At 50.7% G+C, this 26,866-nt stretch carries 24 protein-coding genes; 5 read left to right on the top strand and 19 right to left on the bottom strand.

The features are described from left to right. Window positions 1–92 precede the first annotated feature (92 nt). From RFF05_RS15475 to RFF05_RS15450, 6 genes are all read right to left on the bottom strand, one after another. Entirely contained in the window at window positions 93–2,291 is a 2,199-nt protein-coding gene (locus RFF05_RS15475; protein WP_409967926.1) for a carbohydrate-binding domain-containing protein, read from the bottom strand. Between the two features lie 11 nt (window positions 2,292–2,302). Then, window positions 2,303–2,992, bottom strand: a complete 690-nt coding sequence (locus tag RFF05_RS15470) for a DUF4956 domain-containing protein (protein ID WP_409970128.1) — start codon at window positions 2,990–2,992, stop codon at window positions 2,303–2,305. After that, a complete protein-coding gene (locus tag RFF05_RS15465; RefSeq protein ID WP_409967925.1) occupies window positions 2,985–3,689 on the bottom strand; it encodes a polyphosphate polymerase domain-containing protein in 705 nt (234 codons plus the stop codon). Before RFF05_RS15465 ends, RFF05_RS15470 begins: the two co-directional genes overlap by 8 nt. A gap of 1,001 nt (window positions 3,690–4,690) precedes the next feature. Continuing rightward, on the bottom strand, window positions 4,691–5,899 hold the full coding sequence (locus tag RFF05_RS15460; RefSeq protein ID WP_409967924.1) for a sensor histidine kinase: 1,209 nt from the start codon (window positions 5,897–5,899) through the stop codon (window positions 4,691–4,693). Beyond that, window positions 5,900–6,571 (bottom strand): response regulator transcription factor, encoded by a 672-nt coding sequence (locus RFF05_RS15455; RefSeq protein ID WP_409967923.1) that lies wholly within the window; start codon window positions 6,569–6,571, stop codon window positions 5,900–5,902. A 61-nt stretch (window positions 6,572–6,632) separates the two neighbouring features. Further along, window positions 6,633–7,187, bottom strand: coding sequence for an NAD(P)H-dependent oxidoreductase (locus RFF05_RS15450; protein ID WP_409967922.1), 555 nt, complete (start codon window positions 7,185–7,187; stop codon window positions 6,633–6,635). Between the two features lie 460 nt (window positions 7,188–7,647). Here RFF05_RS15450 and RFF05_RS15445 point away from each other — a divergent pair, with 460 nt between their 5' ends. The 3 genes from RFF05_RS15445 (at window position 7,648) to RFF05_RS15435 (ending at window position 10,448) form a co-directional block, all read left to right on the top strand. Next, complete coding sequence (locus RFF05_RS15445) at window positions 7,648–8,937, top strand: O-acetylhomoserine aminocarboxypropyltransferase/cysteine synthase family protein (protein WP_409967921.1); 1,290 nt, start codon at window positions 7,648–7,650, stop codon at window positions 8,935–8,937. Window positions 8,938–9,015: 78 nt separating this feature from the next. Beyond that, complete coding sequence (gene metA / locus RFF05_RS15440; RefSeq protein ID WP_409967920.1) at window positions 9,016–9,945, top strand: homoserine O-succinyltransferase; 930 nt, start codon at window positions 9,016–9,018, stop codon at window positions 9,943–9,945. After that, window positions 9,945–10,448 (top strand): GreA/GreB family elongation factor, encoded by a 504-nt coding sequence (locus RFF05_RS15435; RefSeq protein WP_409967919.1) that lies wholly within the window; start codon window positions 9,945–9,947, stop codon window positions 10,446–10,448. Before metA ends, RFF05_RS15435 begins: the two co-directional genes overlap by 1 nt. A 209-nt stretch (window positions 10,449–10,657) precedes the next feature. Here RFF05_RS15435 and RFF05_RS15430 read toward each other — a convergent pair whose 3' ends face one another. After that, window positions 10,658–10,984, bottom strand: coding sequence for a winged helix-turn-helix transcriptional regulator (locus RFF05_RS15430; RefSeq protein ID WP_409967918.1), 327 nt, complete (start codon window positions 10,982–10,984; stop codon window positions 10,658–10,660). A gap of 127 nt (window positions 10,985–11,111) precedes the next feature. Between RFF05_RS15430 and RFF05_RS15425 the strand changes: the two genes are divergently transcribed. After that, the gene (locus tag RFF05_RS15425; protein WP_409967917.1) at window positions 11,112–11,507 is read left to right on the top strand and encodes a hypothetical protein; all 396 of its coding nucleotides are present in this window, start codon (window positions 11,112–11,114) and stop codon (window positions 11,505–11,507) included. Window positions 11,508–11,519: 12 nt separating this feature from the next. Next, window positions 11,520–11,933, top strand: a complete 414-nt coding sequence (locus RFF05_RS15420) for a flavodoxin family protein (protein ID WP_409967916.1) — start codon at window positions 11,520–11,522, stop codon at window positions 11,931–11,933. 52 nt (window positions 11,934–11,985) lie between these two features. Here the strand turns inward: RFF05_RS15420 and RFF05_RS15415 are convergent, their stop codons facing one another. The 12 genes from RFF05_RS15415 to mraZ all read right to left on the bottom strand — a co-directional run bounded on the left by RFF05_RS15415 (window position 11,986) and on the right by mraZ (window position 26,577). Beyond that, window positions 11,986–12,975 (bottom strand): SpoIVB peptidase S55 domain-containing protein, encoded by a 990-nt coding sequence (locus RFF05_RS15415; protein ID WP_409967915.1) that lies wholly within the window; start codon window positions 12,973–12,975, stop codon window positions 11,986–11,988. Window positions 12,976–13,164: 189 nt separating this feature from the next. Continuing rightward, window positions 13,165–14,328 (bottom strand): cell division protein FtsZ, encoded by a 1,164-nt coding sequence (ftsZ, locus tag RFF05_RS15410; protein WP_409967914.1) that lies wholly within the window; start codon window positions 14,326–14,328, stop codon window positions 13,165–13,167. Between the two features lie 190 nt (window positions 14,329–14,518). Continuing rightward, on the bottom strand, window positions 14,519–15,286 hold the full coding sequence (locus RFF05_RS15405; protein ID WP_409967913.1) for a cell division protein FtsQ/DivIB: 768 nt from the start codon (window positions 15,284–15,286) through the stop codon (window positions 14,519–14,521). Window positions 15,287–15,367: 81 nt separating this feature from the next. Continuing rightward, a complete protein-coding gene (gene murA / locus RFF05_RS15400) occupies window positions 15,368–16,618 on the bottom strand; it encodes a UDP-N-acetylglucosamine 1-carboxyvinyltransferase (RefSeq protein ID WP_409967912.1) in 1,251 nt (416 codons plus the stop codon). Between the two features lie 208 nt (window positions 16,619–16,826). After that, window positions 16,827–17,915: a UDP-N-acetylglucosamine--N-acetylmuramyl-(pentapeptide) pyrophosphoryl-undecaprenol N-acetylglucosamine transferase gene (locus tag RFF05_RS15395; RefSeq protein ID WP_409967911.1), complete on the bottom strand. Its 1,089-nt coding sequence runs from the start codon at window positions 17,913–17,915 to the stop codon at window positions 16,827–16,829. A gap of 139 nt (window positions 17,916–18,054) precedes the next feature. Next, window positions 18,055–19,296, bottom strand: a complete 1,242-nt coding sequence (gene ftsW, locus RFF05_RS15390) for a putative lipid II flippase FtsW (RefSeq protein WP_409967910.1) — start codon at window positions 19,294–19,296, stop codon at window positions 18,055–18,057. A gap of 40 nt (window positions 19,297–19,336) precedes the next feature. Continuing rightward, entirely contained in the window at window positions 19,337–20,335 is a 999-nt protein-coding gene (mraY, locus tag RFF05_RS15385; RefSeq protein ID WP_409967909.1) for a phospho-N-acetylmuramoyl-pentapeptide-transferase, read from the bottom strand. Window positions 20,336–20,462: 127 nt separating this feature from the next. Further along, window positions 20,463–21,917, bottom strand: a complete 1,455-nt coding sequence (locus tag RFF05_RS15380; protein ID WP_409967908.1) for a UDP-N-acetylmuramoyl-L-alanyl-D-glutamate--2,6-diaminopimelate ligase — start codon at window positions 21,915–21,917, stop codon at window positions 20,463–20,465. Between the two features lie 264 nt (window positions 21,918–22,181). Continuing rightward, window positions 22,182–24,500 carry a penicillin-binding transpeptidase domain-containing protein gene (locus RFF05_RS15375; RefSeq protein ID WP_409967907.1) on the bottom strand — a complete coding sequence of 773 codons (2,319 nt, stop codon included), beginning with the start codon at window positions 24,498–24,500 and terminating at the stop codon, window positions 22,182–22,184. A gap of 112 nt (window positions 24,501–24,612) precedes the next feature. Next, the gene (locus tag RFF05_RS15370; protein ID WP_409967906.1) at window positions 24,613–25,191 is read right to left on the bottom strand and encodes a hypothetical protein; all 579 of its coding nucleotides are present in this window, start codon (window positions 25,189–25,191) and stop codon (window positions 24,613–24,615) included. 30 nt (window positions 25,192–25,221) lie between these two features. Then, window positions 25,222–26,154, bottom strand: coding sequence for a 16S rRNA (cytosine(1402)-N(4))-methyltransferase RsmH (gene rsmH / locus RFF05_RS15365; RefSeq protein WP_409970127.1), 933 nt, complete (start codon window positions 26,152–26,154; stop codon window positions 25,222–25,224). A gap of 6 nt (window positions 26,155–26,160) precedes the next feature. Then, window positions 26,161–26,577, bottom strand: coding sequence for a division/cell wall cluster transcriptional repressor MraZ (gene mraZ / locus RFF05_RS15360; RefSeq protein WP_409967905.1), 417 nt, complete (start codon window positions 26,575–26,577; stop codon window positions 26,161–26,163). Window positions 26,578–26,866: the final 289 nt, after the last annotated feature.

Genomic DNA, 26,866 nt, shown 5'->3' with positions numbered 1-26,866 from the left:
TTGCCCCCTCGAGCTCCCCTAGAAGGCTCTTCAACAAAAAGAAGCTGGAAAAAAGTGATGAATCACTTTTTTCCAGCTTCTGAACATTACACTTATCGTCTGCCGCTCATGCCGCTCATTTGACCGCCCATCATGGAGCCTTCATTGCCTTCGCCGTAAATCAGACTTTCCATCTCAATGGTGAAGGTTTCACTGCCAGCTACCAAGGTGTAGGTTTCCCCCACCACAATGTCGGGTGTGGAGATACCCACGGTTTGGTATTCCTTGGTGGGGGTATATTCCGCCACCACGTTTCCAGCGCTGTCGGTTAAGGTGAAGGTGCCAGTTTGCACGCTAGACAGTGCCACCCAGATGGCGCCTTGGGTAGAGTCTTCCCCAAAGTTTTGGCTGGTTTGGCTCACGCTACCGCCAATCATGAAGATACCGCCGGTAATCCAAGCTTCACTGCCATAATCCAGAGGGGTGTCGGTGGTGGCGGTGGTGCCAGAGACACGCAAGATGCCACCGCTCATTTCAATGTAGCCATTGGAGTCGATGCCGTCCCCTTCGTAATAGGTGTCCAGGTCGATGGTACCGCCTGCGATGCGGATGTAGATGTCGCCATCCATGGCATTGTCACTCTTGGCGGCATTGAAACCGTCGTCCAGTGCGTAGATGTTCAGCACACCGCCAAGCACTTCCACTTGTTGGCCTTCCAGACCTTCGTAGCAAGTGGTGATGGTGATGTCGCCATCTGCAATGGTGGTGTTCCAGTCAGAGTGAATGGCATCGTCACCAGCGGCAATGGTCAAGGTGCCAGCGGCGATGTAGGTGTTGCCGTTGGAGTGAATGGCATCGTCAAAGGTGTCCAGATTGATGGTGCCACCGTTGATGAGGATATAGGTAGAAGCCTTGATGCCCTTGGTGCTGAGACTGTCGTCCAAGTCAGAGGCAGAGGTGGTGGACTCAATCATGGTGTCCATGCCCATTTGCATTTCTCCCATCATGGCCATCTGTTCTTCCATGGCTGCAATTTCTTCATCAGTCAAATCTTCCATGCCCATTTGCCCTTGCATCATGGTGTCCATGCCCATTTGAGATTGACCACTCATCATGCCCGATTGCATTTGACCGCCCATTTGACCGCCAGCCAAGGTGGTGACAGTACCGCCAGTGGTGGTGGCGCTGACGCCCCCAGCCATGCCCATTTGACCGCTCATTTGCCCTTGCATCATGCCAGACTGCATTTGGGTGTCCATGCCAGATTGCATCATGTCGGTACGCTCGGTCATTTCGGGCAGTTCGCCCATGTCTGCCATATCTGCCATGTCTGTCCGTTCCGTCATTTCGGGGACTTCCATGGTTTGGGTGGTGGTTGTGGTGCGAGAACCCATGGTTTGAGATTGACCCGTATACAAGTTCAAGGCACTGCCACCGCCAGTGGTGATGTCGAAGTCACCGCCATCGATTTGCACTTGAGAGCTAGAGTCCAGCCCATCGCCCAAAGCGGTGATGGTGAAGGTACCGTCAGAGATGAAAATATAGCCTTTTTCCACATCTTCATCGTCAGCGTGCATCCCATCTTTGCCAGTGTCCATGGTGAAGGTACCGCTGGCAATGCGGATGGAGTTGTTGGCATCCAAGCCGTGACCATCGGCGGTGATGGTGTAGAGCCCACCAGTGAACACCAAATCGTCTTTGCTGGTAATGCCGTTGCCGTTGGTGGTGGTGATGGTCAAAGAACCTGCCCCGTTCAAGGTCATATCCCCTTGGGCAAACAAGGCGGAATCCACGTTGGAATCCTCGGTGTCTACAATGGTGGAGGTCAAGGTGTTGGTGCCTTCCAAGGTGACAAATAGCTTGTCGCAAGAAGGTGCATAGATAGCGGCGGTGGTGGTGTTGGTGATGGTGACACCATCCAAAATCAGTTGCACCTTTTCGCTCTCATCCACGTCGATAACCAGTTGCCCTTCGCTCAAGCTACCGCTGACACGGTAAGACCCCTCTTGTGTGATGGTGATAACGTTGCCAGAAATGGTGACAGAGCTATCGTCAGCGGTGGAGCCATTGTTGGCAAGGGTGATGGTGGATTCGGTGTCAAACACCAAGCCCACTTCGTAGTCGTTGCCAGTGAACAACTCGTCAGAGGCCAGGCTCAACAAGTCTGCTGTACCAGCGGTAAGCACTGTGGTTTCGCTCAAAGTTTGGGCCGTTGCAGATTCTGTGGTTGTGGTGGCAGTTTCCGTGGTGGAACAGCCAGAGAGCATAGCGGCGCACAACACCACTGCCCATACTTTTTTCATAGTTTTCATAGCAATTCTCCTTATAATTCAGCGCCAGTGTTGCCTTGTTTGGCAAGCACAATTTCCAAGTTGCCATTGCGGCAACGCAACTCATCGATGAAGGCCTTTTCTGACACACTGGGTGCCATGGTCACTTCGTAGGTGATTTTCAACAAGCTACCCATGTTGGTGGTTTTCACACGGGTCAAGGCGGCGGCGGTGGTGTATTTTGTGAACACATCGTCAAACACACCGCTATAGTCCAGGTCCTCTGGCATGGTGACAATCAAAACACGTTGGTTTTGGGCGCTTTCCCCGAAGGAGGAGGTGGTGAGCAAGAAGTTGATGCCGCTGACAATCACCACAAAAAGCACGGCAAACCCAGCATAGCCCATGCCCATGGCAAGGCCTGCGCCCATAGCTAAGAAAATGGCACCGATTTCTTTGGCCGTGCCAGGCACAGAGCGGAAGCGCACCAAACTAAAGGTACCAGCCACAGCCACACCAGCGCCGATGCTCCCGTTGACCATCAAAATCACCATGGCAACCACGGCAGGCATGATGGTCAAGGTGACCACAAAGCCTTTGGTATAGTGGGTTTTGTGCATGTACAAAGCGGCAATGATCAGCCCCAGCACCAGAGACAAGCCCACGCAAATGAGAAACGATGCCACATCAATCTGGGCCGTTTCAGCAGAATCAAACAAATTGGCAAATACACTTTCAAGCAACATGATGTTCTCCTTTCAACGCCTTTGGTAGTAAAATAGTTTCATAGGCTGTGCCCACTTTAGAGAAAGACGTTTTGTAAATTTGATGGCTAGAGAAAAATTCTAACAGCCAAGTGGGCAGTCCCATGGCGGTTTTCACTTCCAAAATCACTGCATCATGGGGTAGCAATGGGGTGTCAAACCGTTCTTGGGTTGCCATGGCGATGTTTTGGTCAAAGGTCATGCGGAAGTCTTGGTTTTCTTTGCCGAAGTAGGCTTCTCGTTGATACCGCAACCCCACCATAGGTTGTAGCTTTTCGTAATATTTGCAAAAATAGCTCAATTCTTTGGCAATCTGGCTGTTGTTAGACAAAGGCTTGCCTTGGGTCAAAAATGCCATGGCCTCAGATTTTGCCACTGCCAAACGCCGTTTGTAAACCACGCCGTCGTACTTTTTCTTTAATTCCAAAAACACGATGTCGCTGTCACCAACAGCGCCGTAACTACGGAGCCGTAGCTTTTCTTTGTAGGTGGGCTTTTCGATGGACTTGCGGATAAGCCGATAGTCGGGGGTATCAAAATACATGGAGTCAATGGTGTGCCTCCCATATTGGTCAAGGCTCATGTGGTCTGCCATCACAGCCTTGAGCTGTTTGTATTGGGCTGTGGTCAATCTATATTTCACTTCGTATCGTTTAAACACGGTTTGTGGTGTCATAAAAATCGCCTCCTTCTTAGGTTATGGCCTTAGTATACAGGGGCAACCTAAAGTATACTTTAAAAACTTTACTTAGTTTTAACAAAAGTGGTCTGCCACCGTGAGGTGTCCTGCGGACGGCTTTGCCCCTACGGGGCGGTGTCTTGCCAGACGGGCGTTCCCCCCACCCCATCGTAGGGGCACCCATTGGGCGTCCGTTTTCTGATTCACTCTGAATTGTTAGATTTTGCCCCTACGGGGCGGTCTGTTGCCAGACGGGCATTCTTCAACCACCCCAATGGTAGGGGCGACCTGTGGTCGCCCGTTTCCCATCCCTCAATTTTGCCCCTACGGGGCGGTGTCTTGCCAGACGGGCATTCTTTTTGTATCGACAAAAAGAATCAAAAACGATTTTTTCACGACGACTGCGGTCGAGTGAAAAAAAGGGGTTTTTACGGGGGTTCATCGCTGGGGTGCCACGCTCTCTCGAGCAGCACTGAGTGGCCTGATTTGTCTCTGCATGACCTTTCGGGCTTCGCCCTGTTGCGATGTTGCAGAAAGATAGTGCCATTTCTTAGGTGTGCCTCGGTTGTGGGTATGGGTAGGTGCTGTGGCGCTGGGCGCCACCATCGTCATCCATCCCCCAGCGCCACCGCACCCATCGACGTCTACATTGTAAGGCACCTCACACGCGTGGTACCATGTCATCGTACGAGTCATGTGCGGCAGCAATCAGCGTTGGTTCGCGCATCCCACATGATAAGCCGAACGGGTGTGAAGCACCCACCCGATAGCACCGCACCCACTCATACGCACCATCCGTATAAAATGGGAGCACGTGAGACAGATGACCACGCGTGGTCATCTGCCACGTGCAAGATTTTTGGTTACTTTGCATCTTTGCAAAGTAACGCCCGCGCGGCGAGCGCCCCCCCACGGCAGTGGGAAAACAGAAAGCCCCTGCGGCAGCAGAAAAAAACATCCGATTGCATAGCACATACCACACAATCGGATGTTTCAATTTACAATTCAATATGAATTTCCATAATTTTCCCATCAGGGCTTTTTGCCTGCATGGTGCCACCGTGATTACGGACAATGGTGCTGGCCATGGCAAGGCCTATGCCAAAGCCACCTTTTGCACTGTTGCGAGAACCATCCAACCGATAAAACCGTTGGAAAATCTGGTCGTACTTCCCTGCCTTCAAGTCATCAGCGCCATTGGAAATAGTGATGTGAGATTTCCCACGGATTTGCTGTAAATTCACCGTAATGGGGGCGGTTTGGTTGCAATATTTCACGGCATTGTCCATCAAAATGGACACCAGCAACCGCAACGAGTCTTCTTCCCCGCAACAGGTGATATTGGGGGCAATCTGGCACACCAGTTCCACCTCTTTTTCCTGTGCCATCACCGCAAACGGCTCCGCCGTTTCACTGATGGCATCAGACAGGGAGAAATCCACCTTCAACAGTTGGTGCCCATCTTCGTCCATTTTACACAGACTGACCAAATGGTTCACCAACTCATTGAGACGACGAATTTGGTTGTGAATGCTCTGGCTCCATTGGGACGAACCTTGGCTCATTTCGATGACCTCAGTGTTGGTTTTCACAATGGCAAGGGGTGTTTTTAGTTCATGGGTGATGTTGGTGATGAATTGTTGCTGCTTTTGATAGCTTTCCACAATGGGCGCCACCGCCTGCTTGCTGACCACCACAATGAGCACAAACACCGCCAAAATAGCAATGATGCACACCGTCACGCTGTTATACAACAAGCTGTGGAAGGCACTCAATTCCTCGGCACAGTCCACGAAGATGATGAAATACCCATCTTCTTGGGCAATCATTTGGTATTTATAGTTGACCATAAAACCATCTGCCACCCCAGAGTCTAAAATCTCCTTGGCAAACGCCCCTGCTTGGTCGGCGTTGACCATCATAATATTGCGCGTATCCACACTGGAAAGTTCCCCATCGGCATTGAGCCGCACCCAGAAATACCGTGTGGAAAACTGGGTTTCTTGGGTCATATGTTGAAAGGGATTGCGGTCAAAATTGGCAGGAAAGAGACCGCCGTTTTCTGCCAGCACCGCAATGACTTCATCTGCCACATCGTCCACTTGCAGATAGCTAGAGATGTTGATCACCGTGGCCATCACCAAGAGCACCGTGGTGATAACCCCCATGGCGACCAGTATAAACTTTCGCCGTAACAGTCGCTCCATTTACATTTCCTCCAAGGAATACCCTGTGTTTCGCGTGGCTTTGATTTGGATATTGGCATCCAAAGACTGTAACTTTTTCCGCAGATAGGAAATATACACCCACACCACGTTGATTTCAGCCTCGGTGTCATAGCCCCAGATTTTCTCTAAAAATCGCTCTGTAGGGATGATGTGTTTGGCATTGATTAAAAACAACTCCATCATTTGAAACTCTTTGTTGGCAAGGCGGAACACCCCTTTTGGCGATTTCAGCTCAAAGGTGGCGCGGTTGAGCGTAATATTCCCCAGTGTCAGCAATGAGGTGGTGCCCTCCCCTGTGCCACGGGTCATGGCACGGAGCCGTGCCAGCAGTTCTTCTGTTTCAAAGGGCTTGGTCATATAATCATTGGCACCTAAATCTAGCCCCTGCACCTTGTCCCCCACCTGCGTCTTGGCCGTGAGCAGTAGCACAGGCACACTGTTGCCCTTTTCACGCAGGGTTTTCAGCACGGTCAACCCATCTACCTTGGGCATCATGATATCCAAAATCACCATATCATAATTGTCAGCTTCTAAATAACTCAAAGCCTCTGCCCCATCATACACTGCATCCACAGCGTAGTGATTGTGCTTCAAAATGGCCGCAAGGGCATTGGACAGCTCTTTTTCGTCCTCACAAAGTAAAATACGCATACAAATCCCCTCCTGTTTTTTCTACACTCTACCCTAGAAACCTAAAGCTTACCTAAAAATATCAACGATTTCGAATTTCTTGGCAGACTTTTTCCACAATTTGCTGTGGATTGTTGGTGTCAATATCCAAGCCTTGGGCAGAAATGGCGGTGAAGTATTCAATGCCGTACAACTTGGTCAGTTGACGCAGATAGCGTTCGCAAATGGCATCCTCTTTGGGAATGAAATCCCCAGCGGTATACAAATAGGTGAAGGCCTTTGCCTTGCACAGCCCCTCACTGCCGTGGTCGGTGTATTGAAACGTAACCCCAGCGATGGACACAGCTTCAAAATAACAAGCCACCAAGGCTGGGAACAAAAACTCCCAAAATGGTGTCGCCATAACGATTTCGTCCGCCTGCGCAAACTCCTCTGCCAACGTGGCATCCATGGGCAAAGGAGCCCCTGTGGCACTGTCAAAGGAGGTATTGGTCAAATAGCCAAGGTTCGATGCCATCAAATTCCGCTCTACAAGGTGGAACTCCCCTTCTAACGTCTCCAAATAAGCCTTTGCCAGTTGCAACGACCGAGAATGGCCTTCACGGACACACCCGTTGATGAATAACACTGTTTTCATAAAGTCTCCATTCTGCGCCACAGCGCACATCTTAATCATACGACAATTGTATCACACCTATTTTAAAAAAGGAACCACAGGTTTTTCCCCATGGAAAACTGCCCATTGACAACCCTTCCATCATTTGTTATACTAGCCCCATAAAAGCGATGATAAAGAGGGACGAAACAAGGCGTTTGCAGAGAGCCGTCACATTGGTGAAAGGCGGTAACAAGCTGTTTCATGTTCTATGGCTTTGGAGCTGAGGGTTCGAGGGTGTTCACACCGTAGGGCTTCTCCGTGTATGCTACGTCAGTGCAAAGGAGTTGATAGACTCCGTAAAGTGGCGCTCTATCGTGAGGTAGGCGCAATTTGAGTGGTACCACGGAAGTATACGCTTTCGTCTCAAAGTTAAATTCTTTGGGATGGAGGCGTTTTTTTGCATCCTCCCCCCAACACAACCATAAAAGGAGACACATTTATGAGCAACTTTTCTTTAGACACCACCTGCGTACAAGGTGGCTACACCCCTGGCAATGGTGAACCTCGTCAAATCCCCATCATTCAAAGCACCACCTTCAAATATGAAAGCGGCGAAGCCATGGGCAAACTGTTTGACCTTGAAGCCGCTGGCTATTTCTATTCTCGTCTACAAAACCCCACCAACGACTATGTGGCCAACAAAATCGCCCAATTAGAAGGGGGCACTGCCGCTATGCTCACCTCCTCTGGGCAAGCCGCCAACTTCTTTGCCCTGTTCAATTTGGCAGGCTGTGGCGACCACATTGTGGCCTCCTCCTCCATCTACGGCGGCACCTTCAACCTGATTGCTGTCACCATGGCACGCATGGGCGTGGAAGTGACCTTTGTGGATTGCACCGCCAGCGAAGAAGAATTGAACGCCGCCTTCAAGCCCAACACCAAATGCGTGTTCGGTGAAACCATCGCCAACCCTGCCTTGACTGTGCTTGACATTGCGCTGTTTGCCAAGGTGGCACACGCCCATGGCGTGCCTTTGGTGGTGGACAACACCTTCCCCACCCCCGTCAATTGCCGTCCTTTTGAATGGGGCGCTGACATTGTCACCCACTCCACCACCAAGTACATGGACGGTCACGGCTCTGCTGTGGGCGGTGCCATTGTGGACAGCGGCAAATTTGACTGGATGGCTCACGCCGACAAATTCCCCGGTCTGTGCACCCCCGACAACAGCTATCACGGGGTCACCTATGCTGAGCGTTTCGGCAACGCTGGTGCCTTCATCACCAAGTGCACCGTACAACTGATGCGTGACCTTGGCTCCACCCAAGGGCCTCAACAAGCTTATTTGTTAAACCTCGGCTTAGAGAGCCTGCACCTGCGGATGGCACAACACAGCGCCAACGGTTTGGCGGTTGCTAAGTTCTTAGAAGCCCATCCCCAAGTGGAAACAGTCAACTATTGTGGCCTAGAAAGTGACCCCTATCACACTCTGGCTGAAAAATATCTGCCCAAGGGTTCTTGTGGTGTGGTGTCCTTTGAACTCAAGGGTGGTCGTGAAGCCGCTGGCAAATTCTTGGACGCACTGCGCCTGATTGCCATCGAAACCCATGTGGCCGACGCCCGTAGCTGTGCATTGAATCCTGCCAGCACCACCCACCGTCAAATGAGCGAAGAACAACTCAAAGCCGCTGGCGTGCCAGCAGGTCTGGTGCGTGTGTCTTGCGGTATTGAAGCCCCAGAAGATTTGATTGCTGACATTACCCAAGCCTTGGAACACGTGAAAGACTAATGATGAACGGTGAATGGCTATGGCTATCCACCGCACATGATAACACCTCTACTTTGTAGCTAGAGAACGGAGTCGATTATGCCCATTAAAATTCCCAACGATTTACCTGCAGTAGAAGCGCTGGAAAACGAAAATATCTTTGTGATGACCGAACGACGCGCCATCACACAGGACATTCGTCCCTTGAAAATATTACTGCTGAATTTAATGCCCAAGAAAATCCAAACAGAAACCCAGTTGTGCCGTTTGCTGGGTAACACGCCTTTGCAAATTGAGTTAGAGCTGATTTCCACCAAATCTCACCAATCTGCCAACACCCCTGCCTCTCACATCAATGCCTTTTACAAAACCTTTGACGATGTGAAGCATAAATACTTCGACGGCATGATCATCACAGGGGCACCTGTGGAGAAAATGGCCTACGAAGAGGTAGATTATTGGGAAGAATTGACCGCCATTATGGACTGGAGCAAAACCCATGCCCACTCCACATTCCATATTTGCTGGGGCGCGCAGGCTGGGCTGTACCATCATTTTGGCATTGACAAACAATTGCTAGACGAGAAAATGTTCGGAGTCTACCACCACACAGTGGACTATAAGCAGTCCATTTTGTTCCGTGGCTTTGACGACGGCTTTATGGTACCCCACTCTCGTCATACCACGGTAGACAGAGCAGACATCGAAGCCGTGGAAAATTTGCGAATTTTGGCCTCCTCCCCTGACGCTGGGGTCTATGCCATATCCTTAAAAGGTGGCAGTCAAATCTTCATTATGGGTCATTCTGAATACGACGGCGACACCTTAGGCCAAGAATATCGTCGCGATGTATCGGCAGGTCTGCCCATTGAGCCACCCTGCAACTATTATCCCAACAACGACCCAACCCATGCGCCCATGGTGTCTTGGCGTGCCCACGCCAACTTGCTCTATTCCAACTGGCTGAACTACTTTGTCTATCAATCCACCCCCTACGACATCCAAGATTTGCAGGAGGAAAGCCGCTGATGCACGACGAGTTAACCCAAGTAGATTTGGACAAAATGAAGCAAGAACTGACCCACCGCATCCAAACTTTACGCCCCAAACTCATCGAAGAAGTGCAAGAAGCCCGTGCCCATGGTGACCTGAGTGAAAACTTTGAATACCGCTGTGCCAAGCAAGCCAAAAACCGCAATGATAGTCGCATCCGCTATCTCCAAGCCATGGTGCGCACCGCCAAGGTCATCACCATCGACAGCGACAATGACGCCATTGGCCTGTTTGACACGGTGACAGTCTATAACTCTGTGTTGAAAAAAGAGCAAATATTACGCATTGTAACCACTTTGCGACAAAATGTCCTCCAAGGTCTCATCAGCAAAGAGTCTCCTGCTGGCGTTGCCTTACTGGGCAAGCAAGTGGGTGACATAGTGACCGTCACCCCCGAAGGCCGCCCCAGCTACACTATGGAAGTCCGTCACATCCAAAAAGGCACTGACGACGACAGCCTCGATATTGCAAAATACTAAAAAAAGACGCACCGTCAGGTCAATGTCATTTAGTTAAGAACTAAATGACAACTAAGAGCTAAAAGTGAAGAGTGAAAAACTATAGAAAACCGATTGCGTTTCCATAGTTTTTCACTCTTAGTCCTTAGTTTTTAGCTGTCATTAAGATAAGCAAAGCTTATCTTAATGACATTGACCGTCAGGTGCGTCTTTTTTCATCTGATTCCGTTTTATTCCATGCCCCACTGGGCCAGCATTTGCATCGCTGGCATCAAGGATAGGGATTTTTCCGTGATGAAATATTCCACCCGAATGGGCATCTCGTTATATTGCACCCGTGTGATGAGCCCGTCTTTTTCCAACTCTTTGAGCGACGAGGCCAACATGGTATTGGTGATGCCTGTGACTTTTTTCATCAACTCGTTATAGCGAATGCCCTCCCCACTGGAGAGCACACATAAGATAGGAATTTTCCATTTACCGCCAATGCGTTTGAGCGCCACTTGCAATGGACATACCGCTCCGCAAGGACAATGTTCTGCCTTACAGCCACTCATATTTTCCGTACCTCCTCCTATTTTTTACAGTATTGACTCTGCGTTTTTTATGTGCTATTATCATATCAGGTAAGTAAAACAAAGTCAATCATTAAAACTGATTAAAACAAAATTGAGGAGAATGGTTATGAAAAATTTAGAACAAGTTAGCAAATTATTCCAAGATCCCGAAAGCACAAAAGTGGTGAGCACCATCTCAAAAGAAGGCCAATTGCACACCATCGTGGCAGGCAGTGTAATGGTAGTCGACGATAACACTCTGGCTGTGGCAGAAGTATTCATGAATACCTCCAGCGCAAACTTGACCGACACCAGCAAAGTTGCTCTGTTGGCTGTCAAGGGCATGGAATCTTATCTGGTCAACGCATCCGTGCAAGCCCGTCTCACCGACGGCCCCTTATTCCAAGCTGTTGCAGAAAAATTTGCCGCAATGGGCATGGAAATCAAAGCAATTTGGACCTTCAGTGTTGACAAAATTTACGACGAAAGTGCCGGTCCAAACGGCGGCAAACAAATTTTCTAAGGAGTCAGACTTATGAATGCAAGTGTCGTTTACTATACCAAATCTGGCAACACGAAAAAAATTGCTGACGCCATTGGCGTGGAAGTTGGCACCCAAGCTGGCACCATCGATAACGCTCTGACCCAACCAGTGGATTTGCTCTTTTTAGGGGCATCGGTGTATAAATTCGGCATTGACAAAGCTGTTCTAACTTTTATTGACACCTTGACCCCTGCCATGGTTGGCAAGGTGGCCATTTTCTCCACCTCTGCCATGTCTGACAGCGGTTATCCCATCTTGTGCAAAGCCTTGGCTGCAAAAGGGATTCCTGTGGTGGATCAGCATTTTTATTGCAAAGGCAAATTTGCCTTTGCCAACAAAAACCGCCCCAATGAAGAGGATGTGCAAAACGCAAAAACCTTTGCCAAAAGCGCTATGATGGCATAAAGTTCTATTATATCACAGCCCCAGATGCGCCATGCGCATCTGGGGCTGTTTTTTAGGCCACCGTTTCAGCTGTAGAGAGCATATTTTCGATGAATATTCCGTATCCTTTGGTTGGCTCAGACACCAACACATGGGTCACTGCCCCGATGAGCTTACCATTTTGGATAATCGGACTCCCTGACATTCCTTGGACGATGCCACCAGTGATGGCAATTAAATCTGGGTCTGTGATTTTTAGCTCCATATCTCGCCCATCATCCGTGTCACGAATGGCTGTGATTTCAATGGTATATTCTTCCACCATATCTCCTTGCACATTGGACAAAATAGTGGCAGAGCCAACTTGAATTTCCTCTGCCGAGGCAATGGGAAGCGCTGTTTGCTCCGTGGTTGGCGCTTGGTTTAAAACGCCATAAATCCCTGTAGCCGTGTTGGCTTCTAGGGTGCCAATTTGGGTGGACAAATCATACTCGCCCACCAGTTGTCCTGCCGTCCCCACGCTACCTTTTGCCACGCTGGCCACGCTTGAGGGAATCAAAAACCCTCTTTCTAACGGCATCAAATCCTCTAGCTGTCCATCGGTGATGCCATGACCTAAGGCGGCAAAAGCCCCCGTTTCTGGGTCGTAATAGGTGATGGTGCCAATGCCTGCCATGCTGTCTCGAATCCACGCACCAATGGAATAGGTGCCGTCTCCATTGTCTTGTGGTGTCACCGTCACCACCGTTTCGTCTGCCAGCACCAGCTGGGTTGTATCGCCAGATTGCATCAACGCTTGAAACTCCCCTGTGGTGGTCACCGCCGTGCCATTGCATTCTACAATTAAATCCCCTGTCTGCAACCCTGCCGACTTGGCTGGTGTGTTCCCTTCTGAAAGCTTCACCACCACAACCCCGGGTGCAAACAGCTCTATGCCTGCCGTGTCCCCCACAGGCACCAGTGTTTGGCTCACCACAGATGTGGCACCTGCCGTTATACCCATGGCACACACCACCAACACCGCTGGCAACAGTCTTTTGGCCTTCTCATACAATCCAATCACTCCTTCCTCATTTTAAAAAAATTGGTCGCTTCACCACTGCGACTGATTGTATTTTGCGCAGAAGTGATTGTCTTTTTCGGTGTAATATCCCCCATCAATTCCATGGAATAAGTTGTTTGCAGCTGGCAAAAAAATGCAAAAACAGACCCAATGGCATTGCCATTGGGTCTGTTGTATCAACCATTACAATCAATCACGGCGATTGAAAATTTTAAAAATATCGTCGAAGGGGTCTTTTTCTTCAGGGATGGCCTTATCGTCTTCCAAGTTCAAAGGCACAGGCTCAAAGCGACCTTGGGGTGTGACAGCAGACACAGGAGGGGGCGCAACAGGGGTAGCAGGTGCCACAGGGGCGGCTTCCACCACAGGTGCCACAGGAGCAGGCGCAACATCTTCTGCCTTATCAAAGCCAGTGGCAATGACAGTGACGCGGATTTCATCTTCCAATGTTTCATCAAAGGTGGCACCGAAGATGGTCAATGCGTCGGGATGGACAGCACCTTGCACCAACGAGGCCGCTTGATCAACTTCTTCCAAACCAATATCCATAGAGCCAGTGATGTTAATCAAAATACCCTTAGCACCTTGAATAGAGGTTTCCAGCAAGGGGCTAGAGATCGCCAAACGAGCGGCTTCTTCTGCCTTGCCCTTACCAGCGGCACGGCCTACGCCCATATGTGCCATACCAGCATTTTTCATGACGGCGGTCACGTCGGCAAAGTCCAAGTTGATGAAGCCAGTGTCGCGAATCAAATCGGAGATGGATTGGACTGCTTGACGCAGCACATCATCAGCAATTTCAAAGGCATTGGCAAAGGTAATCTTTTGGTCGGTGGCCAATTTCAGGCGTTCGTTGGGGATAATCACCAGAGAATCCACCTTGTCACGCAACTCAGCAATGCCAGCTTCGGCACAGCGAATACGACGGGGACCTTCAAAGCCGAAGGGCTTGGTCACCACAGCCACAGTTAAAATATCCATTTCCTTGGCGATTTCTGCCACGATGGGTGCCCCACCTGTGCCAGTACCGCCGCCCATACCAGCGGTAATGAACACCATGTCGGTGCCTTCCAGAGCCTTTTCAATTTGGGCACGACTTTCCTCTGCAGACTTGCGTCCGATTTCAGGGTTGGCGCCAGCACCTTGACCATGGGTCAGCTTTTCGCCAATTTGAATCTTATATGTAGCGTTGGACACGTTCAGCGCTTGCTTGTCCGTGTTCACTGCCACAAAATCCACGCCCTTGGTGCCAGAGGACACCATGCGATTGATGACATTATTGCCGCCACCGCCAACACCGATGACTTTGATGTTAACCACAAAATCTGGTCCCGTTTCCAGTCCGAATACCATACAACGAGCCTCCTAAATCTTTTATATCCGAGAGATAAAACTCTACTTATTCACAATATCTTGTATCATATAATATTGTATGACACTTTATCCATTTGGTCAAGGGTTATTCACGATTTTCCAAAGTTTTTTTCCTGAAAAAAACCTTGTTTCGAAAAAAGTCCTTATTTCGACAGAATTTTCTCACAAATTACGCGCTGGGAATGAAATGTGCCTTGCCATCCATGGTCAAATCGATGGTACCCATCTCATTGGTCTCCAGCTGTTCAACCACCACTTGCAATGAACGAAGCTTGTACACATAGTCGTCTTCATAGGCGAACCTCACTGTGAATCGCCCCCCATATTCAATGACCAAATAGCTCTCATCGCTCATGTCAATATACTCTAACTGGTCTAGCATACCCAAACTCTCCAGCGCGCCCAACAAAGTGAGCAAGCTATCACGCAACGCAATGTCTTGGGCATCTTCCCCCAAGGTCATCAAGGTGCCCACAGTGGGCGCAAGCAATTGCACCCCTGCCACGTAAGGCATTTCTGGCATGGCATTGTCAATCCGCTCCACCAACTTGCCCCCAAGGCTAATGCGCCACGTGGCATCGGTTTGTGCCAGCATCACCGTGGTGGTGATTTCCTCCACATGGATGACAACGGTGGACGGCAGTGCCCGTTCCACATTGACCGCTTCTATGTAAGGCATTTGCTCTAGCACATTACGCTCAATGGTGGGCTTGTCCAACAAAAACAAATTGTCATCCAATGCAATGGCGCTGGCACTGGCAATTTCCTCTTGGCTATAGCGGTCGTTGCCTGTGACTTCAATGTATTCCACGCGGAAAAACACCACCGCCGCCACTGCCACCGCCCCCAAGGCCACAACGGAGGACAACACTTTGAGCACCGTGCCAAAATATCCATGGTGCGGCCTGCGGCTTCCACGTTTTCTCTTTCTAGCCATAGTGTGTCCTCCTTTCTCTTTGGTGTATTTTTAAGGGAGCGGGCGGATATAGAATCCGCCTCTACGTGGGTCAGGGTAGGTTTATATCCGTGTCACTTCACCGCCTAAGGCGCACAAATCACGCTCGATACTCTCATACCCACGGTCAATGTGGTCAAGCCCACTGACCCATGTGTCGCCTTGCGCGCCTAGCCCTGCCACACACAATGCCGCACCGCCACGCAAGTCGGTGGCTTCTACACTGGCACCGTGGAGCATCTCCACCCCTGTCACCACCGCCACACGACCGCTGACTTGAATGTCAGCGCCCATGCGTTTTAATTCATCCACATGACGAAAGCGGTTTTCAAACAAGTTTTCTTCCAGCATGGTGGCACCACAGCTTTTTAATAGTGCCGCCATCACCACCGCTTGGGCATCAGTGGGAAATCCGGGATAGGGCGCGGTTTTCACACCTTGCACGCTTTGCAATCGCCCTTGAGCACGACACACAATGCCTTGGCTTTGGCTGGTGATTTGACAGCCAGCTTCTCGTAACAATGCAATCACGGTGGATAGGTGCTCTTCTTTGGCACCTTTTAAATAAATGCGCCCACCTGCGCTGGCTACAGCGCACAAATAGGTGGCGGCAACAATGCGGTCGCTCATGCAAGCGTATGTACAATCATGCAACGGGGCTTTGCCCTCAATGATGATGGTGGAGGTGCCAGCCCCTGTCATCCGTGCGCCACAACAAAGCAGATAATTTTGCAAGTCTACAATCTCTGGCTCACGGGCGGCATTTAAGATGGTGGTGGTGCCAGTGGCACCACAGGCGGCAATCATCAAATTTTCCGTTGCCCCAACCGAGGGCAACCGAAGCACCAGTGTCCGCCCCGTTAAGCCTGCTGTTTCGCAGTCTAAGCGCCCCCCTGTTTCCGTGATGGTAGCCCCTAGCTGGCGCAGGCCTGCAAGGTGCATATCAATGGGGCGTGGCCCCAACTCACAACCACCGGGATAGCTCAAATTGGCTTTGCCACAGCGCGCCAAAATGGCACCTAAGAAAATAGACGACGAACGCATCTCTCGCATTAAGCCATCGGAAATATGGTGGCGGTTCATGTCTTTGGTGTTCACCACCAAGGCATCTCCATCCCACCCAGCGCTACAGCCCAAATACTGCAAAATACGGATGGAAACCTCCACATCTCGCAATTTTGGGCAATTTTGAAGCACCGTTTCCCCACCTGTTAAAATGGTGGCGGCCAAAATCGGCAAGGTGCTATTTTTCGCCCCGTGAATGTCCACTTCCCCGTCTAACGCTTTGCCACCTTGCACCAGCAATCGACTCATACCATATCCTCCCAGTCTTTGATATGGTATCATATGCAGGTGAAAGGTGAAGGGTGAAAGACCATGGGTGAAGGACTAAGGGTGAATGGTGAAGGACTAAGGCAGGCGACCACAGGTCACCCCTACGAATGGTGGGTGTAGGGGCGACCTGTGGTCGCCCGCATTCCCGAGAGATGTTATTTTATCAATTCCATGGCTGTTTCTACAATCAGCTCTGTTGCGTTTCTGGTCCCCATGGCTGCCATGGCCTGCGCCATGTTGGCATGGGTTTGGTCATCATGTAATATTTTGCAGGCGGCTTGAAACAGCCCTTGGGGGTTGATTCTGCCTCTGTCAGCACCACACTGCCAGCTTCTAGCGCACGGGCATTCTTCTCTTGATGGTTGTTGGTCACATAGGGCGATGGCACCAAAATAGCAGGAATGCCAAGGGCGGTCAGTTCGCTTAACGTGGACGCACCTGCACGGCAAATCACCAAATCTGCCGCCGCCATCACTGTGGCCATGTTGTGAATATAGGGTTTCACCTGCAAGGCTGGAGCGGCTTCTAAATCCACACCCAGTGCCTCCACTTGAGACAAAAAGCCATCATAACTGCTTTGCCCTGTGGCATGGATATGGTCAAATGGTTGATGTGCGGCTTCCAGCGCCAGCATCTGCGCCATTTGCTCATTCATGCCCCGTGCGCCCAGTGACCCCCAGAAGGAGACAATCAAGCGGCGATTTTCATCCAGACCTAAGGCCTGTTTTGCCTGCGCTTTGGTCATGGCAAAAAAGTCGCCACGGACAGGGGTTCCTGTCACCACCACTTGGGCACTGTCTGGATAGCCACTGCGACAGGCTTCAAACCCCACCAGCACACGGCTGGCATAGGGCACTAGCATTTTGGTGGTCAATCCGGGCACGAGATTAGACTCATGAATCAAGGTGGGCAAACCAGCTTGAAAGGCCGCTTTTACCATGGGGTAACAAGCATAGCCCCCTGTGCCGATGACCATTTGAGGCTGAAAGCGCTTTAAAATGGCCTTGGCTTCCCGTGGCGCACGGATTAAATTGCCAAGAGAAATCAAGTTGTGACGAATTTCTCTGGGCTTCAACGAACGGTGGAAGCTGGAGATATTCACCGCCTCAAAGGCATAGCCTGCCTTGGCGATTAACTCTCGCTCCAATCCGCGGTGAGCACCCACAAAGAGGAGTTCCACCTGCGGATTGCGCCGCTGTAATTCCTGTGCCACGGCAATGGCAGGGTTCACATGACCTGCCGTGCCTCCACAGGTGAAGATGATGCGATCAATCAATTGTCGTACCTCCAATTGAAGTAATACGTAAAAGTGAATAGTTAAAAAGTAATGTGTCGCCCTTGGTGACGAGTTTTAAATCGCGGCAAAGCCACACCTCACTTTTTCACTATTACTTATTACCTCTTACTTTAAATTCTTACCCTGATTTGGTGGGCTTCATCTGCCTCGATACGGACAATACAAAGCCCATAGACGCCAACTGGATGGTCAGCGCTGAGCCGCCATAACTGAAGAAGGGCAAGGAAATACCAGTGGTAGGTACAAGCCCTGATACCACGGCGATGTTCAAGAAAATCTGCAACCCAATGAGGGTCACCACCCCCACCACCAGCAAACTGCCAAAGCGGTCACGGGCATGGAGGGCTATCCAATAGCCACGGAGAATCAGCGCCGCAAAGAGAATCATAATGATGGTGGCGCCAATGAGCCCCAATTCTTCGCAGACAATGGCGAAGATAAAGTCATTGTGCTCTTCTGGTAAGTACAAATACTTTTGTCGAGACTTCCCCAAGCCAACCCCCAGCAAACCGCCAGAGCCAATGGCTAGATAACTTTGCACCAGTTGGTAGCCGTCGCCATAGTAATCTAGCCATGGATTTTTCCACATTTCCAAACGGGAAACGTTATACCCGATGACTTCAAAAATCACATAGCCCGCCGCCACCACGCCCCCAGCGCCTACCGCCAGCCACAGCCAATGGATACCACCCACCAGCATCATGATGCCCCCTGTGGCTACAATCAGCACCATACCAGACAGGTGGGGTTGCATCCACATCAGCCCAGCGATGATGCCCAGCCAAAACACATAAGGCAAAATCCCATGGCGCAAGGTGCGCATTTGTTCTCTTTTTTTAGAAATGCTGTCGGCAAAATACAACACCACTGCCAACTTGGCAAGTTCGGAGGGTTGGAATTGCAATTCTGTACCCGGCACACCCAACCAACGGGTGGCATTGTTGGCGGTGATGCCCACACCGGGCACGATCACCAGAATCAACAGCACCACTGCCGCCAACATAGCAAGGCGACTGACCGCGCGGTAGCGCAGATAGTTCATTTTCCCTAGAAATAGCATCCCAGCAAACCCTAGCGCCATAAAAGCGGCTTGGCGAATCACATAGGAAAAGGGATTGCCCGATTCGTAATAAGAGGATGGAAAGCTGGCGGAAAATAGCATAATCAGCCCGATGGCACTGAGCAAGCATACCAGCACAAAGAAGGGGGTGTCCACAGGGCCATGTGCCAGCTCTCGCATTTGCTCTTGCCGCTCACGGATACGCTGTAGCTTTTCTTTTTCTTCTTGGCGCTCTTGTCGGGCGGCCTCTCGGGCTTTGTTACGTTCATCTTGACGCTTTTGAAACTCTGACACAGCCATAGGAGGCCCTCCTTTCAGGTCGCATTGTTGCAGGCTCTATTTAATATACGCTCATAATCACATCATAGACCGCCAAAATGCAACCTAAAAGTGTGATGAAGAAAAACACGGTGACCACTTTGGTTTCTTTCCAACCGCACATCTCAAAATGATGGTGGATGGGTGCCATTTTAAAGAGACGCTTGCCGTGGGTGGCCTTAAAATAACCCACCTGCAAAATCACAGACAGAGTTTCCACAATGTAGATAATGCCCATGGGAATGAGCAGTAAAGGACGGTCAATGGCAAAGGCCAAGGCCGCCACAGCACCCCCTAAAAACAGGCTCCCTGTGTCACCCATAAAGACTTTGGCAGGATAACGGTTGTAGAACAAAAAGCCCATCAGCGCTGCAAAAAAGGCAGCCCCAAACACTTCCACCCCACCGATGCTCAGATAGGTGCCAATCAAAGCAAACATCATCATCACCACATAGGTCACAGTGGCGGCCAAACCGTCCACACCGTCGGTGATGTTGACAGCGTTGACCGTGCCCACGATGACAAAGGCGGCAAACACCATATACGCCACCCATGGCAGGGTAAAACTTATGCCCACAAAGGGCACCACCAAGGTGTTGCTGACCAATCCTTCATAGCGCATCAGGGCAATGAAGCCCACTGCTGCTGCCAGTTGTAACACAAACTTTTCACGGGCATGGAGGCCAAGATTTTGCTTTTTCTTCACCTTGAAATAATCATCAATAAAGCCAATGATGCCAAAGACAAGGGCGAAGATAAAAATGTAAAAATGGGTATAATCCCCTGTGGTGGTCATGGCGAAGTGGGCGCAAATACAGGCAATGCCGCCCCCTAAAATAAACATAATACCGCCCATAGTGGGGGTGCCAGATTTGCTATTGTGCCACGTGGGGCCATCTTGGCGAATGCTTTGCCCCGCCTTGAACCGTTGAAGCATGGGAATGACCCATTTGCCCAAAAGCCATGTGGCAATAAACCCCACCATAATGGCAATGGTTCGCGCCAACGCTTGTGTTGTCATAGTTGTTTCTCCTTATTGTTGTCTGTTCCCAACCCTTATGGGAGGAAAACGGGGCGTCGAGGACGCCGCCCCCTACAATGGGGGGGAATGATGTAGGGGACGGCCTCTGGACGTCCCGCCCCCACAATTATTGTTTTAAATACTCTGCCACGATTTCACGTTCGTCCAAATGGTGCTTGACGTGGTTGATTTCTTGGTAGGTTTCGTGGCCTTTGCCACAGAGGACAATCACATCCCCAGCTTTGGCTTCGTCCATGGCCCAGTGGATGGCCTCGATGCGATTTTCCACCACTTGATAAGGGGTGGTACTGCCTTCTACACCGGGGAGAATGTCAGCAATGATGGTGCTGGGCTCTTCGGTGCGTGGATTGTCGGAGGTAATCACCGCCAAGTCACAGTGTGCCACCGCCGCTGCCCCCATTTTGGGACGTTTGGTGCGGTCACGGTCACCGCCACAGCCAAAGACGGCAATGGTGCGACCTTTGGCAAAGCCTTGGACGGTGGACAGGACGTTAATCAAACCATCAGGGCTGTGGGCATAGTCAATGAGAATGGTATAGTCTTTGTCTGGGGTGGGCACCACTTCTACACGACCTTTTACGCCGTGGAAGGTTTTCAGCGCCTTGGCAATGTCTTTTAAATCTAAGCCCAGCGCGCGAGCTGCACCGATGGCAGCGAGGGTATTGTAGACCATAAATTCACCGGGGATGGCCAGTTGCACACGCACTTCCCCAGCAGGACAAATCACATCAAAGGCAATGCCCTTGGCAGTCAAATCCACGTGATCAGCACGGAGGTTGGCGCCTTTTTTCTGGCCATAGGAGAAACGCTGGCAGGTGGCCTGTGTCATCAGGCGCACACTCCAAGGGTCATCTTGGTTGTAGACACCCATGGCGCATTGTTGGAACAAAAGCGCCTTGGCATCGCAATATTCTTCCATGGTATGGTGGAAATCCAAATGGTCTTGGGTCAAATTGGTGTAAACCCCGACGGCATAGTCAATGCCGCAGACGCGGTCTAAACTCATGGCGTGGGAGGACACTTCCATCACCACATGGGTGCAACCGCCATCACGCATTTGTGCCAAAATTCCTTGCAAGGCAAAAGATTCTGGGGTGGTGCGCTCGGTTTCAAGAACGGTATCGCCAATGAGGTTTTGATTGGTGCCGATTAATCCCACTTTGGCGTCTAAGCACTGCTCTAAAATCGCCTTCATCAGATAGGTGGTAGAGGTTTTACCGTTGGTGCCTGTGATGCCGATCATGGTCATGGCCTTAGATGGATGGCCATAGTAGTTACAGCCCAGCTCTGCCAAAGCACGGCGGCTGTTTACCACTTGAATGTAGGGGATTTCACCCTCTTGATTTCCCTCGGGCACCGTTTCACACACCACAGCCACAGCCCCTTGTGCCAAGGCTTGGGGGATGTAGCGGTGACCATCGGTTTCGTAGCCAGCCATGGCCACGAACACATCGCCAACAGTCACTTGGCGCGAATCGTATTGGATGTTGGCAACGTCCACATCTAAATCCACATGGACAGACAGCAAGTCTATCCCTTCTAATAAAGCGGCTAATTTCATACGTATTTCCTCGATTCTTTCGGGTGGTTATCCCATCCAGTATATCAGTTAAATGTGAAATTTTTTGTAGTTTTGGGGAAAGAAATCAAGCAGGAGGGCGCAGCCCAACTGCGCCTCATCACGAGCCACCGCAGGTGGCAAGTGATGCCAACGATATCGCTCCAACCCCTCGACTGCATTATTTTTGTTCTGACGAAGGAACGGGGGCGAAGCTGTGCTCTGTGCACAGCGAGCCCCCAGTGACGCACGTCAGGGCAAAAAGAATCAGTCGATGACAGAGGTGTCGCCGAATTGGACGGTTATTACTGTCCCTGCTGCCACTAAGGTGTCCGATGCTAGGGATTGGTTAATGGCGTAGACGTTGCCGGAGGTGGTGTCGGTGGTGCCGGTGACTTTGAGAATGAGACCGGCGTTGGTAATTTTGGTGTTGGCTTGGGAGGCGGTGAGGCCTACCACATTGGGCACAGAGCAGAGCTCGGTGGATTTTTCTTCACCCATGTAGAGGACAATGGCGGCATCGCCGGGGACAATGGCACCACCCACAGGGGTTTGGTCAGTGACAAAGGGTTGATCGCCCACCAAAGTATAGCCAAAACCTGCGGCTTCTAGATGGGAGATGGCTTCTTCTTGAGAATAGCCCACCACATTGGGGACGGTGGCATCGGCTACGGCACCTTCGAGGGCATCGTAATCAGGTTCCACGCCTAAATAGGCAAGGATTTCACCCATGACATTACCAGCAGTGGGTGCCACCATTTGACCGCCAGAGACGTAGGTGCCAGTGTCACGGCTGGGAGAGTCTAGTGTCATGAGCATCAAAACTTGAGGGTCATCGGCTGGGGCAAAGCAGACAAAGGAGACGATGACGTTGCCATCGGGGTCGCCTGTTTTATCGGCAGTGCCTGTTTTGCCACCGATGCTGTAGCCAGCCACTTGACCATTTTTACCAGAACCGTAGGCCACCACATATTCAAGGCATTGGCGGACAATGGCAGAGGTTTCTTCGCTGACCACTTGACGGACAGGGGTGGAGTTGTGTTGTTCAATGACGTTGCCGTCGCTGTCTAAAATTTGATCAACCAGATAAGGGGTATATAAATAGCCGCCATTGACAGTGGCAGATAGCGCCGACACCAATTGCAAGGGTGTGACGGTAAAGGTTTGGCCGAAGGAATACGACGCCAGCGACACCACATTTTGCCCAAAGCTTTTTTCGTCTAGCAAAATGCCAGTGGTTTCGCCGATAATATCGATGCCTGTTTTTTCAGTGAAGCCAAAGCTTTCTAAGTAGTCATAATAAGTGGAGGTGCCAAGGGACAAGCCCATGGAAATAAAAGCTGGGTTGCAGGAGTTCCCTGTGGCTTCTATCAAGGTTTGGGTGCCGTGGCCGTATTTATTTGAGCAATAGATGGGGCTACTCCAGCCATCCACCATCACATAGCCATTGCAGGTAAAGGTGGAGTTGAGGGAGACTTTATTTTCTTCAATGGCGGCTGCCAAGGTGATGGGTTTAAAGGTAGATCCAGGCTCATAGGTATCGTTTAGGATTTTTGAGCGCCATTGTTGAAGCTGTGCCGATGCAAGGGCATCCCAATATTCATCGCTGCCTTCTTCGTATTGGGCCACGGCCTCTGCAAGGCCAGAATCATAGATGGTGCTGTAGTTATTCAGGTCATACCCAGGGGAGGACGCCATGGCCAAAACCGCCCCTGTGTTCACGTCCATCACCAAACCTGTGGCGCCATTGGCGGCATCAAATTGTTCAATGATGCTGGCGATGCCAGTTTCCACGTAATATTGGATATTGGCGTCGATGGTCAGGGCCAAGCTGTAGCCGTCTTGGGCTTGGTAATATTGCTCATATTGGTACAAAAGGTCGGTGCCAGAGGCATTTTTAGCAGTGACTGTCAAACCAGTGGTACCTTGCAAGAGACTGTCATAGGCAGACTCTAAACCATAAAGCCCTGTGTTTTCGGTGCCCACAAAGCCCACAATATGGGACGCAAGACTGCTGTAGGGATAGTATCGCTTGGAATCTTCCAGCAGATATACCCCACGGATGCGAGACTGGCTTCCCTCTGCCACTTCGTTGCCATATTCGTCGATTTCACCGTTGATAAACTGGCGCACTTGGTTGGAAACAGACGCATCGGCGCGGAGGGCAATCACCTCATATTGGGAATATGTTTTTTCCATTTTTTCCAAAATGGTGTCTTCAGTGACGTCTTCTAAAATCCGTGCCAGCCCACGGGCAATGTAGTATTTATCTTGGGTTTCACTGTACTCTTCAATCTCGGCTGGGGAGACAAACACGGTTTCTGCCGTGGCAGAGACGGCCAGCACATTGCCATTGCGGTCGAAAATAGAACCACGGGCGGCGGTGACTGTGGTGGAAGCCGTTTGCTGCGCCACCGCTTGCTCTTGCAGGTCTTCGTGCTGGGTGATTTGCAAATCATAGAGCTGGATAAACAGGGCGACAAAGGTGGCCACCCCCAAAATCCCCATGAGCCACATGGTGCGGTGGTTGATAACCCGATTGGCTCTGCGAGCCTCTTCACTTTTGCGTTTTGGTGATAATGCCACGATGTGCCTCCTATGAATGACTAAGGGTGAATGACTAAGGGTCGCCCCCACAAAAAAGGGGGGATACGCTCAAAAGGAAGGCTGCAAAGCCTTCCTTTCACGCTATGCAATATTAACGGAAATATTCTACCAATCGTGCCATTTGATGTTCTAGGGATTGGCTAGTTTGTTCCCACGTGGTGGGTTGCTCCACCACTTCATGAATGGTGGCGGCGTCACCGCCAGACAAATCCATGTAGTAAACTTGACTATTGCTGGGTTCGGTCATCCCCCCAGCCATAGCGGCGGCCTTCACCGTGCCTGTGTCAAATAACTTGGCATATTCAGATTGAAGGGTGACTCCTTCAGATTGCAAAGTAGACAATGTGGAACTAAGCTCCACCACCTCAGCAGAGAGCACCGTCAACTGCACATAACACAAAATGGTCATCACAGCCAACACAGCCACTGCCACAAACCCTAGCACGCTAACAGCGGACACAGGGTGGGCTTGACATACTTCTACAACGGTTTGCACCTTTGGTTGCACCTTTTCTCGCACCTTGGTGCCGGTGTGTTCCATGGTGACAGAAGGCCGAGCCCCTGCGTGTCGCAGCTGATGCTCAGGGTCTTCCCATGTTAAATCATGGGCCAAATTTCCCATGACGGCGCCTTGACGGCGATATTGCATTTCTTTACTTGCAGCAGACACGTTGACTTCCTCCTACTCCATTGTACACACTTACAACTTTTCCGCCACCCGAAGCTTGGCACTTCTGGCACGGGGATTATACTCCAATTCCGCCGCCCCCGAGATAATGGGCTTACGGGTAATGGGCTTGACCACTGGCAAATTCCCACATATACACACAGGGAATTGAGGTGGACAGGTACAGCCCTTGGCTTGGGCTTGGATGGCACGCTTAACAATTCTATCTTCCAGTGAATGGAAGGTAATCACTGCCAGACGCCCACCGGGTGCCAGCCATTTGCACGCCCCTTCTAACATGGGGGTCAGCACATCCAACTCTTGGTTGACGGCAATGCGAATGGCTTGGAAGGTGCGCTTGGCAGGGTGTTGCTTTTCTCTCAGCGCCACCGCTGGCATGGCTGAACGGATGATGTCCACCAATTCCAATGTGGTTTCGATGGGCTTGTCCTCTCGGCGCGCACAAATGGCACGGGCAATCCGTGGCGCGTAGCGCTCTTCGCCAAAGTCATAGAAAATCTTTTTTAGTTCATCCTCATTCCATTGATTCACCACAGTATGGGCGGTCAAAGAAGCGGATAAATCCATGCGCATATCCAGTGGCGCATCCTGCATATAGGAAAAGCCACGGCTAGCATCGTCTAGCTGGGGAGAAGAAACCCCCAAATCGAACAGCATCCCATCTACCGCTGTGACCCCAACTTGGGTCAGCACGGCGTCTAGGTTGCAAAAGTTACTGTGCACAAAGGTGACGCGCTCCATCCATGGCGCCAACCTCACCTTGGCCGCCTCAATGGCTGCCATGTCTTGGTCGATACAAATCAGTCGCCCTGTGGTCAATCGCTTGACGATTTCCATAGAGTGTCCTGCCCGACCTAAGGTACCATCTACATAGATACCATCTTCTCGAAGGTTCAAACCTTCTAAGCACTCGTCTAATAAAACGGGCTTGTGGGTAAATTCCATTGTCATTTAAAAGCCCAATTCCTCCATTGCGTCAAACACGCTACCACTAGAGAGTTGACGTTCCACTTCAGCACGCCAAGCATCTGCTTCCCACAGTTCTACCTGTGTACCAGCCCCAAGCACCGCCACCTCTTTAATCAAGTTGGCATGGGCTCGTAATTCCGGTGAGAGTAAAATACGCCCTTGGCTATCTGGCTCGCAATACACGGCGCTGGTGAACAGCGACGAAATGGCGGCCCGTTTACCACTGGACAGTTGGCTGTACTTTTCTTCCTTTTCACGCCAATCTTCGCAGGAGTAAACCACCAAGGAGTGGTTGCGGGCAATGGTGATATAAAAAGAATCGCCCAGAGATTCACGCAACTTGGCAGGCATCGCCAAACGACCTTTTGCGTCCATATTGTGATAACTGGTACCAATCACGGCTTGCCCACCTCCTTGTACATGATGTGGAGACGATGAAAACGCATCGTTTTCAGGGAAAGCTTAGGAAAAGTGCTCTACTTTTCCCCACAGTTCACCCCTATTCCCCACTTACTCTTTGAGTATAGGGGATTTCACCCCAAATTGCAAGAGGTTTTTTCATCAATTGTTCATGATTTGGCAGGGAATATTCTCCATTTTTTAGGAGAGTTGGAGGATTTTTCAACATAAACCATGCTCTTTGTGCACTTTGCCACAAACAAGCCCCACCCCCTTCCCAACATATTGT

It is taken from the genome of Bengtsoniella intestinalis (assembly GCF_039719005.1).
Taxonomy (GTDB): domain Bacteria; phylum Bacillota; class Clostridia; order Oscillospirales; family Oscillospiraceae; genus Oscillibacter; species Oscillibacter intestinalis.
The sequence above is the reverse complement of the archived record's forward strand: the minus strand, read 5'-3'. Positions and strand labels throughout refer to the sequence as shown.

What these genes read in the sequence shown, in the direction of transcription:
- murA (WP_409967912.1), bottom strand. Translation starts at nt 16,618, where the DNA reads ATGAGTCGATTGCTGGTGCAAGGTGGCAAAGCGTTAGACGGGGAAGTG.
- metA (WP_409967920.1), top strand. Translation starts at nt 9,016, where the DNA reads ATGCCCATTAAAATTCCCAACGATTTACCTGCAGTAGAAGCGCTGGAA.
- RFF05_RS15425 (WP_409967917.1), top strand. Translation starts at nt 11,112, where the DNA reads ATGAAAAATTTAGAACAAGTTAGCAAATTATTCCAAGATCCCGAAAGC.
- RFF05_RS15460 (WP_409967924.1), bottom strand. Translation starts at nt 5,899, where the DNA reads ATGGAGCGACTGTTACGGCGAAAGTTTATACTGGTCGCCATGGGGGTT.
- RFF05_RS15420 (WP_409967916.1), top strand. Translation starts at nt 11,520, where the DNA reads ATGAATGCAAGTGTCGTTTACTATACCAAATCTGGCAACACGAAAAAA.
- RFF05_RS15405 (WP_409967913.1), bottom strand. Translation starts at nt 15,286, where the DNA reads ATGGCTAGAAAGAGAAAACGTGGAAGCCGCAGGCCGCACCATGGATAT.
- RFF05_RS15455 (WP_409967923.1), bottom strand. Translation starts at nt 6,571, where the DNA reads ATGCGTATTTTACTTTGTGAGGACGAAAAAGAGCTGTCCAATGCCCTT.
- RFF05_RS15445 (WP_409967921.1), top strand. Translation starts at nt 7,648, where the DNA reads ATGAGCAACTTTTCTTTAGACACCACCTGCGTACAAGGTGGCTACACC.
- RFF05_RS15475 (WP_409967926.1), bottom strand. Translation starts at nt 2,291, where the DNA reads ATGAAAACTATGAAAAAAGTATGGGCAGTGGTGTTGTGCGCCGCTATG.
- ftsZ (WP_409967914.1), bottom strand. Translation starts at nt 14,328, where the DNA reads ATGGTATTCGGACTGGAAACGGGACCAGATTTTGTGGTTAACATCAAA.
- ftsW (WP_409967910.1), bottom strand. Translation starts at nt 19,296, where the DNA reads ATGGCTGTGTCAGAGTTTCAAAAGCGTCAAGATGAACGTAACAAAGCC.
- RFF05_RS15450 (WP_409967922.1), bottom strand. Translation starts at nt 7,187, where the DNA reads ATGAAAACAGTGTTATTCATCAACGGGTGTGTCCGTGAAGGCCATTCT.
- RFF05_RS15380 (WP_409967908.1), bottom strand. Translation starts at nt 21,917, where the DNA reads ATGAAATTAGCCGCTTTATTAGAAGGGATAGACTTGCTGTCTGTCCAT.
- RFF05_RS15435 (WP_409967919.1), top strand. Translation starts at nt 9,945, where the DNA reads ATGCACGACGAGTTAACCCAAGTAGATTTGGACAAAATGAAGCAAGAA.
- RFF05_RS15430 (WP_409967918.1), bottom strand. Translation starts at nt 10,984, where the DNA reads ATGAGTGGCTGTAAGGCAGAACATTGTCCTTGCGGAGCGGTATGTCCA.
- rsmH (WP_409970127.1), bottom strand. Translation starts at nt 26,154, where the DNA reads ATGGAATTTACCCACAAGCCCGTTTTATTAGACGAGTGCTTAGAAGGT.
- mraY (WP_409967909.1), bottom strand. Translation starts at nt 20,335, where the DNA reads ATGACAACACAAGCGTTGGCGCGAACCATTGCCATTATGGTGGGGTTT.
- RFF05_RS15465 (WP_409967925.1), bottom strand. Translation starts at nt 3,689, where the DNA reads ATGACACCACAAACCGTGTTTAAACGATACGAAGTGAAATATAGATTG.